Annotated in this window: 16 protein-coding genes; 9 read left to right on the top strand and 7 right to left on the bottom strand. The window is 70.8% G+C overall.

Going from position 1 to position 12,272, the window contains the following annotated elements; all coding sequences use genetic code 11:
• The first annotated feature begins 231 nt into the window (after positions 1–231).
• Both ACIF80_RS29290 and ACIF80_RS29285 read left to right on the top strand, forming a co-directional pair.
• Positions 232–699, top strand: a complete 468-nt coding sequence (locus ACIF80_RS29290; protein WP_399810142.1) for a hypothetical protein — start codon at positions 232–234, stop codon at positions 697–699.
• 101 nt (positions 700–800) lie between these two features.
• Positions 801–1,100, top strand: coding sequence for an SH3 domain-containing protein (locus tag ACIF80_RS29285; protein ID WP_399810141.1), 300 nt, complete (start codon positions 801–803; stop codon positions 1,098–1,100).
• A gap of 465 nt (positions 1,101–1,565) precedes the next feature.
• Here ACIF80_RS29285 and ACIF80_RS29280 read toward each other — a convergent pair whose 3' ends face one another.
• Positions 1,566–2,762 carry a Cmx/CmrA family chloramphenicol efflux MFS transporter gene (locus ACIF80_RS29280; RefSeq protein ID WP_399810264.1) on the bottom strand — a complete coding sequence of 399 codons (1,197 nt, stop codon included), beginning with the start codon at positions 2,760–2,762 and terminating at the stop codon, positions 1,566–1,568.
• Positions 2,763–3,407: 645 nt separating this feature from the next.
• Positions 3,408–4,016, bottom strand: coding sequence for a TetR/AcrR family transcriptional regulator (locus ACIF80_RS29275; RefSeq protein WP_399810139.1), 609 nt, complete (start codon positions 4,014–4,016; stop codon positions 3,408–3,410).
• 95 nt (positions 4,017–4,111) lie between these two features.
• On the opposite strand from ACIF80_RS29275, the gene ACIF80_RS29270 reads away from it, so the two are divergent.
• Both ACIF80_RS29270 and ACIF80_RS29265 read left to right on the top strand, forming a co-directional pair.
• Positions 4,112–4,861 carry an SDR family oxidoreductase gene (locus tag ACIF80_RS29270; RefSeq protein WP_399810137.1) on the top strand — a complete coding sequence of 250 codons (750 nt, stop codon included), beginning with the start codon at positions 4,112–4,114 and terminating at the stop codon, positions 4,859–4,861.
• A 240-nt stretch (positions 4,862–5,101) separates the two neighbouring features.
• Positions 5,102–5,224, top strand: coding sequence for a hypothetical protein (locus tag ACIF80_RS29265; protein ID WP_399810136.1), 123 nt, complete (start codon positions 5,102–5,104; stop codon positions 5,222–5,224).
• A 112-nt stretch (positions 5,225–5,336) separates the two neighbouring features.
• Here ACIF80_RS29265 and ACIF80_RS29260 read toward each other — a convergent pair whose 3' ends face one another.
• Positions 5,337–5,852: a GNAT family N-acetyltransferase gene (locus ACIF80_RS29260; protein WP_399810134.1), complete on the bottom strand. Its 516-nt coding sequence runs from the start codon at positions 5,850–5,852 to the stop codon at positions 5,337–5,339.
• A 178-nt stretch (positions 5,853–6,030) separates the two neighbouring features.
• Between ACIF80_RS29260 and ACIF80_RS29255 the strand changes: the two genes are divergently transcribed.
• The 3 genes from ACIF80_RS29255 (at position 6,031) to ACIF80_RS29245 (ending at position 7,932) form a co-directional block, all read left to right on the top strand.
• A complete protein-coding gene (locus tag ACIF80_RS29255) occupies positions 6,031–6,672 on the top strand; it encodes a TOPRIM nucleotidyl transferase/hydrolase domain-containing protein (RefSeq protein ID WP_399810132.1) in 642 nt (213 codons plus the stop codon).
• Positions 6,673–6,787: 115 nt separating this feature from the next.
• The gene (locus tag ACIF80_RS29250; RefSeq protein WP_399810130.1) at positions 6,788–7,567 is read left to right on the top strand and encodes a hypothetical protein; all 780 of its coding nucleotides are present in this window, start codon (positions 6,788–6,790) and stop codon (positions 7,565–7,567) included.
• A gap of 62 nt (positions 7,568–7,629) precedes the next feature.
• Positions 7,630–7,932 (top strand): hypothetical protein, encoded by a 303-nt coding sequence (locus ACIF80_RS29245; protein WP_388216416.1) that lies wholly within the window; start codon positions 7,630–7,632, stop codon positions 7,930–7,932.
• A gap of 403 nt (positions 7,933–8,335) precedes the next feature.
• Here the strand turns inward: ACIF80_RS29245 and ACIF80_RS29240 are convergent, their stop codons facing one another.
• A complete protein-coding gene (locus tag ACIF80_RS29240) occupies positions 8,336–8,881 on the bottom strand; it encodes a class IV adenylate cyclase (protein WP_399810128.1) in 546 nt (181 codons plus the stop codon).
• Positions 8,882–8,909: 28 nt separating this feature from the next.
• Positions 8,910–9,326, bottom strand: a complete 417-nt coding sequence (locus ACIF80_RS29235; protein ID WP_399810127.1) for a hypothetical protein — start codon at positions 9,324–9,326, stop codon at positions 8,910–8,912.
• Between the two features lie 207 nt (positions 9,327–9,533).
• On the opposite strand from ACIF80_RS29235, the gene ACIF80_RS29230 reads away from it, so the two are divergent.
• Positions 9,534–9,749 carry a hypothetical protein gene (locus ACIF80_RS29230; RefSeq protein WP_399810125.1) on the top strand — a complete coding sequence of 72 codons (216 nt, stop codon included), beginning with the start codon at positions 9,534–9,536 and terminating at the stop codon, positions 9,747–9,749.
• Positions 9,750–9,976: 227 nt separating this feature from the next.
• Here the strand turns inward: ACIF80_RS29230 and ACIF80_RS29225 are convergent, their stop codons facing one another.
• Together ACIF80_RS29225 and ACIF80_RS29220 are read right to left on the bottom strand one after the other, a co-directional pair.
• Positions 9,977–10,327, bottom strand: coding sequence for a hypothetical protein (locus ACIF80_RS29225; protein ID WP_399810124.1), 351 nt, complete (start codon positions 10,325–10,327; stop codon positions 9,977–9,979).
• Between the two features lie 270 nt (positions 10,328–10,597).
• Positions 10,598–11,752, bottom strand: coding sequence for a peptidoglycan-binding protein (locus ACIF80_RS29220; protein ID WP_399810122.1), 1,155 nt, complete (start codon positions 11,750–11,752; stop codon positions 10,598–10,600).
• 210 nt (positions 11,753–11,962) lie between these two features.
• On the opposite strand from ACIF80_RS29220, the gene ACIF80_RS29215 reads away from it, so the two are divergent.
• Entirely contained in the window at positions 11,963–12,262 is a 300-nt protein-coding gene (locus ACIF80_RS29215; protein ID WP_399810120.1) for a hypothetical protein, read from the top strand.
• The last annotated feature ends 10 nt before the right edge of the window (positions 12,263–12,272 follow it).

Below are 12,272 nucleotides of genomic sequence, written 5' to 3'. Positions count from 1 at the left end.
CGCCCGTCGAGTACGAGGCCAATCACTACATGGAATCCACGAAACACCAGGTCACAACCACAATCTGAGATCTCTACCGAACCCGGGGTGGTTCAGTTGACCGTTTCGGTCTTCTTTCCGGCCATTCAGGCGGATTGCCCCGAACTCGTGGACAGTCGGGTGTTCGGAGGCTGTCGGGCAGTTCGCCGGGCAGGCCCAGGGTCATCAGTGGCGACGACAAAGGGAGCTCTTGTGCGGAAATCGTTGACTCGCCGCGTTCGCGGCAAGGCACTGGCAATGGTGTGCACCGGCGTGGTTCTCAGCGGGCTGGCCATGACCCAGCCCGCTCAGGCGGCATCAGCCGAGACCTGCCGGACGCTGAGCGCGACAGTGAACAACTCAGCCGGGCAGGCCGGCGGTCACGTCCAGGGAACCTTCTGCATCAACACCAGTGGAGGCAGCGCTTATCTTCACTCCGGCTACTACAACTACGTGGAGGACTACCAGGCGGACGGTGTGGCCGCACGCGCCTACGTGTCACACGGCGGGATCACCAATGGCCCGCTCGGCACGGACAGCACCTCCACCCCAGGGGGCACAGAGCTGGACCGCTGGGACTGGACCAATGCCGGCTATACGCTGAGGTTGCACGTGTGCCTCGGCACGACATTCCCCGGCAAGACCGGAGCCCGATGCGCCTCCAGCAGCATGTCCGTGTAACCGCCGCAGAACGATTCCGCTGACACGACGGGAAGACCCAAATGCGCGCAGGTAGATACACGCAGCTGTTCATCGCGATTTGCGTAGGCGCTGGTTTTACGATGGTGGGGCAGTCGGCAGCTTCGGCCTCGGCGGCGGTCGTCTGCCCCACCACGCCAACACCATCAGATAAGGACCAAAGTTCTTATTTCTACGCGCTCCAGGGCGACACCAACATCCGCACTGGCCCGTACTGGGGGTGCGACATCGTGAACACCGCCGGGCGGAACAACCTCGTCGACTATCACTGCTACACCGACGGCGAAGACGGTACATGGACGTACCTGCGCACCAAGAACACGGTGTACGGCTGGGTGTGGGACCCGTACCTGTCAGGGGACGGCTCCGGCGAAAGGTGTTGACAGCGGGGTAGACGCCGGACGAGGCACGCAACAGGGGACGGAATGCTGGCAAGGAGGGGCCTCGCCAGCCGCAAACGAACAAATCAGTAGGTCAGTATTTAGGCTTTTCCAGCCTGCATTCGAGCAGGATGGGAGAGCTTAAATACTCCAGCAGCACTTTGACGTCTTCCCTGTTCAGGGGCGGTTTGGGAGCCCTGGGGCGAGGGCGACGACGACCCCGACCACAACCCGATCTGCTCCTGCCCGCGCCAGCCGCGGCAGTTCTGCATGGAGTGCGCCGGCTGCGCCACCTGCGGGCAGCGCACCAGGCCGCACGTCCGACCCCCGCGCCTCGACTGATCACCGAATGTAACGAGCGAGGTGTCACGCCCCTGTCATCGTCTTGCCGCCGTCGTGGCGCTGCACCCGCTGCTTGTTCTTCGGACCTGGTGGCCGCAACCGGTCAGGTAGGTGCGGTTCTGTTCCTCAACGGACCGCCTCCTCACCGCCGGCAAGAGTCGGTGCGGGCGCAGGCGCGGCCACCGCACGGAAGGGAAGGGCGATCAGGAGGGCCACGAGGACCAGGAGCGCGCTGGTCCACAAGGGTCCCTGAGGCCCCGCCGGAGTCGTGAGGGTGGTGGCGGCCAGGAGGGGGCCTGTGGCGGCGCCGATGTTGAGGGCGGATGTGGCGTACGAGCCGGCCATGGTGGGGGCGTCGACGGCCTCGTAGAGGACCCGGGTGATCAGGGTGCTGCCCAGCGCGAACGACAGGGCTCCCAGGACGAACACGAGGGTGAGCAGGGCGGCCGGCTGGTGGGCCAGCAGGGCCAGGGCCGGCCAGCCGGCGAGCAGCAGCGGGCCGCCGGCCGCGACGACCAGGCCGGGGCGCCGGTCGGACAGGCGACCGGCGACCGTCACCCCGGCGAAGGAGCCGGCTCCGAAGAGTGCCAGGGCGACGGAGATCCACAGCGTGTCCAGCCCGGCCGTGTCCGTCACGACCGGGGCGAGGAAGGTGAAGGCGCCGAAGGTCGCGGCGTTCACCAGGGCGCCGAGCAGCATGACGAGGAGCAGGCGGGGGCGCCTGAGCTGGGCCAGTTCGGACCGGAGGTGCGGGCCGCCTGTCGCTTCCCTCTTCACCGCCTGCGCGGGGACTCCCCTGAGGATGCCGAGCGCCGCGGGGAGGCACAGGACGGCCACGGCCCAGAAGGTGGCGCGCCAGTCGAGGAGGGTGCCGAGGACCGCTCCTCCCGGGACACCCGCGATCGTGGCGAGCGTCGTGCCCGACAGGAGGACCGTCAGCGCGCGGCCCTTGCGGTCGGGGGCGACGAGCGTGGCGGCCGTCGTCAGGGCGACGGCGAGGAAGCCGGCGTTCGCGAGTGCCGCGACGAGCCGGGTCGTGAACAGGACCGGGAAGCCGGTGGTGGTCGCCCCGACGGCGTGGGCCGCGGCGAAGACGAGGACGAAGCCGAGGAGGGACGTGCGCCTCGGCCAGGTGCGGGCCAGTGCGGCCATGAGCGGGGCGCCGACGACCATGCCGACCGCGAAGGCCGAGGTCAGCGTGCCTGCCGCCCCGACGGTCACGCCGAGGTCGGCGGCGATGTCCGGGAGCAGGCCGGCGAGCATGAATTCGGAGGTGCCCATGGCGAAGACCGCCACGGAGAGCAGGTACAGCGGCACGGGCAGGGGGACGGGCATCGGGGCGGGCATCGAGTGGCTCCGGGGTGAGGAGAGGCATGAGAGAACGGCTCATCTCGTCACCGCGGTCAGCGCCCACGGGCACACAAGGCTCTCGTCCGGTCGCGGGAGGCGGCGGGACGTCGGGAAAGCTGGGTCAGGGGTGCAGGGGGCTGACGGCGTGACCGAAAGCCCCCACCTCGTCCGACTCGGGGCTCGACATGGCCCGCACGCTACCCGACGGACGTGCGCTCGGTCCGGTGGGTTTCAGGTGCTGGCAATAGAACGGCCCATGGCTCCGGTTCTCGGCGATCAGTTCGCGGTGCAGGCGGGTGACACTCGTGCAGCCCGCGGCGAACCGCCGTTCCAGGCAGGGCTTGCAGGGGCCCGGCCTGCTGGGACGCGGCCGGTTTTCGCGCAGGGTGTTGTCCTGCCGGTGGAGGGCGCGCGCGTGACGCAGCACGGTGTTGAGGCCCGGCCCAGGTGCCGGACGCTCGCCCGATACGCGTGGCGCTGCGCGAGCGGCCCTGCGCGAGCGGCTCGTGGACCAGGGCGCGTGCGGCCTTCTTGCGCTGGGCTTCCCGGCCCGCAGGGTCCGGGCCGGGAAGCCCGCTTCGTCCGGCGGCGTGTCTGTGAATGCCTGGCTGAGGGCTCTCAGGTGAGCGGCCAGTTGCGCAGGGCGGCGTCGGCCATCTCCTGGAGTTCATCGCGGGCGACCCCGCTCGCGGCCTGCACGGCGATGCCGAACGCCAAGGTGGTGACGTAGCGGCCCAGGATCCCCGGATCGGCCCCGGGAGGCAGGTCGCCCTCGTCGACGGCTCGCTGGAACCGCTCCCGCACGCGGGAGCAGCCGTTGTTGCGCCAAGCGGCGAGAAGGTCACGGACCCCGCGCCCGGGGTCGCTGGTGACCAGGGCGCCCTGGACGCCCAGGCATCCGCGGGGACGACTCGGGCGGGTGGTGGTCCGGACGGTGCCGGCCAGGATCGCGGTGGCGACGCCGAGGGCGGTCGGCTCCTCGAGGGCCCGGTTCAGGTATCCGCCGGGGCCTTCGGTGTAGCGCTCCAGGGCCTTGCGGAACAGCTCCTCCTTGTTGCCGAAGGCCGCGTACATGCTGGTGGTGGAGATGCCCATCGCCTCGGTCAGGCCGGACAGGCTGGCCCCTTCGTAGCCGTGCTCCCAGAAGACCAGCATGGCGCGCTCGAGAGCTTCGTCGGCGTCGAATCCTCGCGGCCGGCCGATGGGGCCGCTCTGTTTGGTTGCCACCCCCACACCCTACCTCTTCCGCATCGATCGATTCAGAAGTGCTACCGTTCGAGTTCTGCATCGGTCGATGCGGAAGTTGAAGGAGGCTGTTTCACGTGGGACTACTTGAAGGCAAGACCGCTCTCGTCACCGGCGGCAGCAGCGGAATCGGCCTGGCCAGTGCGGTACGACTGGCGGCCGAGGGCGCGCACGTCTTCATCACCGGCCGGCGCAAGACCGAACTCGACGCGGCCGTCGAAGTGATCGGTTCGGCGGCCACCGCGGTGGCCGCCGACATCTCGGACCTGGCCGACCTGGACCGCCTCTACGAGACGATCCGCAGCCGGGGACGGGGCCTGGACGTACTGTTCGCGAACGCCTCCGTCGCCGAGTTCGTGACGCTCGAGCAGGTCACCGAGGAGCACTTCGACACCCTCTTCGGCATCAACGCCCGGGGCACGCTGTTCACCGTCCAGAAGGCGCTGCCCCTGCTCAACGACGGTGCCTCGGTGATCCTGAACGGCTCTACGAACGCGGATGTCGGCGCGGAGGCGTTCGGCGTGTACGCGGCGTCCAAGGCCGCCACCCGATCGTTCGCCCGGACCTGGGCCAACGAACTCAAGGGACGCGGTATCCGGGTCAACACCGTCACGCCCGGCCCGACCGACACCCCTGGCCTGTCGGGGCTCGTCCCCGACTCGGAGCAGGCCGCCGGCTTCAGGCAGCACCTGGCGGCGCAGGTGCCGCTGGGCCGGCTCGGGCGCCCGGAGGAGCTCGCCGCCGCCGTGGCCTTCCTCGCCTCCGAGCAGAGCAGCTTCATCACCGGTTCGAGCCTGTACGTCGACGGCGGCCTGAACCAGATCTGAGTCTGTGCGGCCGCGCATCCGGCGAGGACGGCGGCGCCCGGCCGGCCGGGTTTGCTCAGGTGGGCGAACCCGGCGGCCTCGATCGCCGGATGGCCGGGCGGACAGGGGTCAGACCCTCCGGACTCCCCTGCACTGGAGTTCCGGCGGCGCCGAAGGCGCAGCGAACCGCATCAAGAAGATCAAGGGTCAGCTCTACGGACGAGCCGGATGCGGACTGCTCCGCGAGGTGATCACGCTTCAGTGACCCTCCGCGACCGCCTCCCCCTCGCCCTCCTCCTCCGGCTCTCCCTGGTCGGAGGAGTCGGCGGGCTCACGATGGCCGGCCTCGGTGTCACCGTGGCCGCGACGGGACGCAAGGACTGATCCGGCACCGGACCGGCACCGGAGAGCCGCCGGAGAGACGACCGCAAGCCCCCGACCGGCGTCGGAACGACTCCCCCTCGTACGGGGGCGGCCGGCCGGGTACGGCCTGGGCTCAGTCTTCCCTGTCCACGAATCCCATCCTGCGGTTCATGGCGATCGCGTTCGCGTTCGCCGGGTGGTGGAAGGTCCGGACCGTGCTCGCTCCGTGCTCCCTGACGAAGGCCATCCCGAAGGTCTTCATGGCGATCGAGATGCCCCGGCCCCGATGGGCGGCCCGTACGCCGGTCATCTCGTTGAAGACGAAGCCCTCCTGGACCGACGTCGCCGCCAGGCCGATCCAGTCGTCCCCGTCCAGGGCGATCACGATGCCCCGGGGGTCGTAGCCGGCGGCCTCGAAGCGCCGCTCGACGTACTCCTCGAAGGAGTAGAACTCACCGCGCTCCGGGATGTCCGCGGAGCACTCCTTGTTCAGTTCGTACAGGGCGCGGCGGTGTTCCGGTGTGTCGCCCAGTTCGGCGAGCGTGGTCAGGCGGATGCCGTCCGCGCGGCACCGCGTCACGTACGTCTCGAAGTGGGGCGCGTCGAACGCCGCGACGTCCAGTTCGAGCTTCACCCATGAGCCGGTCATGTGTCCTCCACCGTGTCGTCCCCGCCGCCCTGCCCTCTCCGCCCGGTCCTCTCCGCCGGGTCCCCCTCACCGTGCGGCGGCCTCCTCATCCTGCTGCTTGATCGATCCGGGGGGAAGATCGCCGGGGTCCGGTGGAAAATCCGTGCGGTGCGGGCCGGGCAGGGCGGAGACTCGTGCCATGGCTGACATGAGGGCGTTCCGGGAAGCGGTCACCGCGTGGGCGGCCGGTGGGCCCGGTGAGCCCGCGCGCGAGCTGGCGGCACGACTGCCCGTCCGGACGGCCGTCCTGCTCGAGGGGCTGAGCGACGCCGCGGCGGTCGACGCGCTGACCGAGCGTCGCGGGCTGGACCTGGAGGGCGCAGGAGTCTGCGTCCTGCCGATGGGCGGTGCGATGAGCGTCGGCCGCTTCGCCCGGCTCCTCGGACCGTCACCCGGTCTGGGCCTTCGCCTCACGGGGCTGTGCGATGTGGGGGAACGTCGCTTCTACGCCCGCGCCTTGGACGGGGCGACGGCCGGTGCGGAACGGCGGCAGCGGTTCTTCGTCTGCGCGGCGGATCTGGAGGACGAGCTGACCCGCGCGCTGGGCGTGGCACGGGTGGAGGAGCTCGTCCGGGCGGAGGGCGACCTGCGCGCCCTGCAGACCTTCCTGCGCCAGCCCGCGCAGCAGGGCCGCACCGCCCAGCAGCAACTGCGGCGCTTCTTCGGCACGAAGAAGGGGCGCAAGATCCATTACGGCCGCGTCCTCGTCGAGGCCCTCGAACCCGACCGCGTGCCCGCCCCGCTCGACGACCTCTTCGACGACCTGCTCACCAGCATCTGACCTCTGAACTCCTGGGGCCCTGGGGCCGGGGCAGGCGTGATCACGTGGTGGAGGGGGGAGGACGACGTCGAGCGCCGGTCGGGGCGCAGGGGGCGGGATGCGACGAGGGGGGCCGTTGAAGGAGCGCATCGGGTACGCCGCGTGGATCGTGGGGGTGGCGCAGTTCTTCGTCGTCCACGGGATCGTCGAGTCGGCCTGGGCCCGGCCGGCGTACAGCTGGGCGCGGAACAACATCAGTGACCTCGGCAACGTGCACTGCGGCCTGCGGACCTGGCCCGAGTCGCGGTACATCTGCTCCCCCGAACACGGCCTGATGAACGGTTCGTTCGTCGCGCTGGGTGTCCTGCTCGTCGTCGGGTTCGTCCTGACCGGCCGGGCCGGCCGGGCCGGTGCGGCCGGCGGAGCCGGTGGGGCCGACGGAGCCGGTGGGGCCGGTGGGGCCGGTGGTGGCGTTCCGTGGCGCGGGGGGCGGGTCGCCGTCTCGGCCTGGGTGCTGCTGGCCAGTGGCGGCGCGGGGTTCGTGCTGATCGGGCTGGCCCCCACGGACGTCCACAAGGGCCTGCACGTCGTGGGCGCCGCGCTCATCATGGGGACGGCCAACTTCGGCCTCGTCCTGGCGGGCTTCGGCCCGGCGGACCGTGTTCCGGGCCCGCTGCGCCGGGTGACCGGCCTGCTGGGGGTCGTCGCGCTCCTGGCCTTCGGGCTGTTCCTGTCCGGCCACTACCTCGGTCTCGGCATGGGAGGCATGGAACGGGTCGCCGCGTATCCCTTCCTGTTCTGGGTGGCGGTCCTCGGCGTGCGGGGACTCGCCCTCCGGGCCGGCCGCACGCGTGCCGCGGTGTCGGAGGTCCGGGCGGGAAGGCCCCGTGCCGGTGCGGGTCCTTCCGGGAGTTAGCCTCGGGGGAAGTGAGATCCCGACTCGGCAGAGGGCGGGCGTGGTGGCAGGAGGCGCAGGACATGGCGAAGGTTCCCGGCTCGGTGCTGGCCGCGAGTGGACTCGTCGGCGGGTACGGCGTGGCCCGCTGGACCCGTAAGCGGCCGCTGGGCGGGGTCGTCCTCGCCGTGGCGGGTGCCGCCGCGGCGCGGGAGTGGCGGGAGCGGGCCGGCGGGAAGGCCGCCGGGGCGCTGTCGGTCGCGTACGTCGCCGCCTTCGCCGGGTCGCATCCCCTGGCGAAGAAGGTCGGCGCCTGGCCCGCCGTGTTCGGTGTGGCGGGTGCCGTGGCACTGACGTCGTGGGTGGTCGCCGACCGGCGCGGGTGAGGCCACGCGGGGAGGCGGCGGAAGCCGCGACGGACCGCGTGCGAGTGCGATGCCGGCGGCGATGCGGCCCCCGGGCCGACCGGGCTCATCGGCCGGTCCGGGCGGTCCGGGTGCCATCGCTCAGGTTCATTCCGAGGGGGTCAGCACCGGTCCTTGAAGACGAGCAGCAGCGGGTCGGTCTCGGTCCGCTCGCCGTCGGTGGCCCAGATGTCGGCGGGGTGCTCCCCCGGCCGGGGCCGGTGCGGTCGACAGCCCGACGAAGCCGTTGGTGACCGAGCCCTGGTCGGCGGGGTCCCGTTCGCTCGTACCCGGGGGAATGGTGCTGCCGCTCTGGCTGGATGAGCCGGGAGGCAGGCCGCCAGGCCACTTGCGGTAGGGGACCGACCGGCTCGCGGCGGGACCGTCAGGCGAAGAGCAGGGTGGGCTCGGCGAGGATGTCCCTGTTCTTCTCGCTCTTGTAGATCAGGTCGATGCTGCCGAAGCGGGCCTCGGTGTAGTCCAGGCCGAGTTCTGCCACCGCCTTGCGTACGGCTTCCTCGGAGCCCGCCTCGATCTCCAGGAACGTGGGGAGGTCGGGCCAGGTGTCGAAGTCGTAGGTGACGCCTCCCAGTTGCCACTCCTCGCGGTAGTTCTGCTGATACCGCACCTGACGCAGGCCCAAAGCCGCGAGGAGTTCCGCGGTACGCACCAGGTCGCTGACCTCGATCTCGATCTCGGTGGTGCCGTTGATGTGCGTGGCATCGCTGACCTGCTTCAGCGTCAGCGTCGTCCTGCCGCCCTCGTCGCGCAGGCGAAGCCACTGCTCTCCCTGGACGGCATCGTTCTCGAAGATGAGCCGGGTGAACAGGGTCTTGTCGAAGGTCCGCCGGGCTCCGGATGCCCGCAACTGGTCGCGAACGGCGTCCACGTCGATCTTCAGGAACTTCGCTTCGTATTCGTGCTGAGCCAACACTCTCTCGCTTTCGGTGAGTTGTGGGTCAAGGTCGGACGGTCAAGTCGTGCAGGTCCTGTTCGCGAATCTTCCGGATCTCTGCGCACACCTCGCTGCCCACGAACTCTTCCACGGGCAGACAGAGGTCCATGCGTTGTATGCACACGCCGATGTGGAACGTGCCGTGCGGGTCGCGATACAACCGCACTCCGTAGTAGCCCTCTTGGCAGTCGGCGCTGTTGTTGAAGCGGCAGCCTGCGCAGGTCTCGGGCAACCGCAACGGGCGTATGTGCTTGACGAGCAGAGGCCGGCCGGTGGGCAGCCGGTAGGCGATACGGAATCCGGGGGTACCCGCCATCAGTCGTACCGCTTCCGGTTGGGCGTCGAGTTCCCTCAAGAGCTGGTCGACTGCGTCGAGAGAGGCGTCTCCATCGGCCAGCGAGGTCAGGACTCGTACGGACAACCGCGGGGAGTACTTTTCCAGCAGCCGGTGGACCCGGCGAACGTGGGTGCGGTCGGGGATGACGATGTTCGCCCGTACTCCGGTACCGAGGGCCTCCAGGTGATCGGAGGCCGTAGGGACACAGGCCGTCTCGGGTCGCCGTCTCCGGACGAGCTGGCCATGCTGGTGCTGGGAGCGGCCTTTCTTCCCAGTGACGAGGAGCACGGCATGTCCACGGACCCGGTCGGACGATTCCTGACGGCTCTGGACCCGGACCACCGGGAAGCCATCAGCGCCAAACCGCGCGAGGAACAGGAACAGCTCGCGGCGGCCTGGGAACGGGAGCTGGAGAGCGACACCGAACTCGACTCCCTCGACGAGCTGTCCCCGGCGGCGGCGGAGGCCGAGGCGGCCCGCCGCGTCCTGGATCGCGGGACCGGCTGAGACCTGTCCGGTCGGGACCTCTCCGGCGGATCACGCGTCTCGCCGAGGTGATCCCGGCTGAGCTGTGCCCGGTCAGCCGGAACGGCCGCGCACAGCTCACCGTCCGGGCCGGTGCGAGCGTCAAGCGTCCCCTGGCGGAGGGGGAGCGACGCCGAAGGCCTCGGGGGCGGGCGTCGCAACCCGCCCCCGAGGCCGCCCCTCACCCCCGTGGCCGTGGCCAGGAAGGGTCAGGCGATGGCCAGGCGTACCTGTGCGGAGTCCGTGCCGGTGAAGGTGAAGGTGAACTGTTCCCGGACGCCGGAGCTGCAGGCGGACTTCGTGCGGTAGGCGCCGTTGCCGGCGTTGATGCGGACCACGGCGCACTTGCCGTCCATACGGGTGTCCTCGAGCCAGCCGTACACCTTCACACCGTCGCCCGAACAGCTCAGGGTCCAGTGGGCCTTCGCCCCGCTGATCACCGGGGAGGCGGAGGACGGGCAGGTGGCCGCGCTCGCCGGGCCGGCGGCGCCGACGGCCAGTCCTCCGGCGAGGACGACGGCGGACACGAGGGAGGCGAGGGTGGTGCGGGCAGCAGGCATGGGTGACCCCTTCAGGGTGGAGTGCTGACAGGAAGCGGACCGGCGGGAGGCCCCGGACGTGTCACCCGCCGACGGGGGCGGGCTGTCCGGGAGTGCCGGTCGCAGAACCAGGATCACCGACGGGACCGGGCAGGAGAAGACGTTTCCGACCGCTTGCCGAGGTGCATCGATGCACCCTGCCTGACTCCGCCTTGACCTGCCGTTATGCCCTGATGCAGGAAGGCTGCACGGCATGTGCCGCAGGGGCCGGCACCACGCGTTCCGCTCTTCTCACGCGGACGCGGACGCAGGCGCGGACACGAGTACGGACGCGGAGGGCGGCGGGCTTTCGGGCCGCTGGTACGCCGGGGCTCCGGTGGGTGGGAGCTGCGCCGCCAGCAGGGCCAGCCAGGTGTCCACGTCCACCCTGCCGGTCACGGGCAGGTCCTGTGTGCGCTGGAAGAACCTCAGGTCCTCGGCGGTCACCGCGGTGAACTCCCCCGACACCACCGTGCCGCCCTGGCCCACGTTGTTCAGAAGCTCCTGGGCGGCCCGTACCTCGTGGGTCCCGGATCCGGGCTTGACCTCCTTCACCAGCTCCGGCCAGGTGTGCTTGCCGACCTTGCCGTCGGGCGACAGGCCTCTCTTCCGCTGGAAGGCCATGACGGCGTCCCGGGTGCCCTCCCCGAAGAAGCCGTCCGCTCTCACCTCGTAGCCGTGCGCGGTCAGCAGGTTCTGCAGGGCCCGGGCAGGGGTGAACTGGTCCTGCTCGCCCATGACCAGCAGGGGCCACTGGCGCGGCACCTCACTCGCGGCCACGGGGCCCCCACCACCGGCGGTGCCGTCGGTCGTGGCGGCCCGGCGGTCCTGGACGGCGAAGCGTTCGTGCACGAGCATTCCGGCGGCGAACGCCACCACCACCGCGGCCCACACCAGTACGTGCAGGTGCCACCGGAAGCGAGGGCGGCCGGCACCGCTGCCGCGTCCCCCGCCCGGCCCGTGCGGGGCGACGGGGCCGGAGGGGTCGGCGGAGTCGACGGAGTCGGCGGGACCGGCGGTCGCACGGGAACCGACGGGCTCACCCGATCCGTCCGTGACATCGGTCGCGGCGGTGGGTTCCCCTCCGCCGCCGACGGTTCGCCGGCCGCTGTTCTCCCGCAGCGCCGCCCGGCACAGCGTCCGTGCCCGGTCCAGCTCCGCGGCCGGAGCGCGCAATTGGGCGTGCAGGGCCTCCACCACCCTCAAGGGGGCGGTCGACGTGTGCTTCGGATTCAGGTAGCGCGAGAGCGTCGTCTGGTCGACGCCCAGCCGCGCGGCCAGCGCCTGCTGCGTCGGCCGTGCGCCGCCGGACGAACCGCCGGCCTCTTCCCACCAGCGTCGGAGCAACCTCGCCAACCGCTCCCCGGCCCCTTGCTCCTGGCCCCGGCCCCCTTGTTCCTGCGCCATGTGCGTGTCTCTCCCCGTCGTCCTGTGGAACAGCCGGCCTCCGCACCGCCCGTCTCACGGCATAACGACATAACAGCAGGTCAGGCACGCGCATCACTGCTGCATCGGAGGCATCGGAGGCGTCGGGGGAGCATGGAGGCGCTCCGGGGCCGGGCGGAGCGGTGCCGGAGCGCTCGTCCCTTCGGATTCCGGCTGTGGAAAGCTCCTCGCGTGCCCACCTGGATGACACCGCGCCGCTTGGGCGCCACCGCCGCCCTGTACGCCGTGTTCGTCGGCGGCTGGTACCTCGGCCAGCCCCTCCCCTACGTCGGCTGCGGCTCACCCGAACCGGTGACCGCCTCCGAGGTGACGATCGCGGAGCCCGGCGACGTCACCGAGGACTTCGCCAGGAGCTTCCACTCCGCCTCCCAGACCCTCACCGCGGAGATCGTCGCCATCGACGGCGTCGTGCCGTGCGACGCGACACCCGACCCCCGTCTCCTGGCCTGGCTGACCGGCGACTGGCGCTGACCCGCGGCGG

It is taken from the genome of Streptomyces sp. NPDC085927, from assembly GCF_044540975.1.
GTDB lineage: Bacteria > Actinomycetota > Actinomycetes > Streptomycetales > Streptomycetaceae > Streptomyces > Streptomyces hirsutus.
The sequence above is the reverse complement of the archived record's forward strand: the minus strand, read 5'-3'. Positions and strand labels throughout refer to the sequence as shown.